General features: G+C 66.9%; 1 protein-coding gene. It reads left to right on the top strand.

Annotation, left to right across the window (positions count from 1 at the left end; all coding sequences use genetic code 11):
* On the top strand, nt 1-381 hold a 381-nt coding region (locus ACERY3_RS25400), incomplete at both ends, for a hypothetical protein (RefSeq protein ID WP_373226808.1).

Genomic DNA, 381 nt, shown 5'->3' with positions numbered 1-381 from the left:
TCAGCGCGGGCGGGCAGCTCAGCAACAACGGACAAATCACCACCGGCGGCGGCACCAGCACGCTCTCCGGCAGCAGCGTGGCGCTCAATGCCGCGGGCGCGGTGCAGGGCGGGGGCGACATCACCGTCGCCAGCCGGAGCAACATTACCGTCGACGGCTTCACCGGCACGCGCGGCTCGCTGACCCTGAGCGCGCCGGGGTCCATCGTCAACACCGCGCTGCTGTACGCGGCGAATAACCTGGCGCTGTTTGCTGACAGCATCACCAACCGGCGCGGCGACATCATGGCGGGAAATAACCTGTGGATGCAGCGGGATGCGGCGGGGAATGCGAACAGCCAGGTGGTGAACACGTCGGGGAATATTGAGACGCAGAATGGGG

The sequence above is a fragment of the Enterobacter cloacae complex sp. ESBL7 genome, from assembly GCF_041679625.1.
Classification (GTDB): domain Bacteria; phylum Pseudomonadota; class Gammaproteobacteria; order Enterobacterales; family Enterobacteriaceae; genus Enterobacter; species Enterobacter asburiae_B.
The sequence above is the reverse complement of the archived record's forward strand: the minus strand, read 5'-3'. Positions and strand labels throughout refer to the sequence as shown.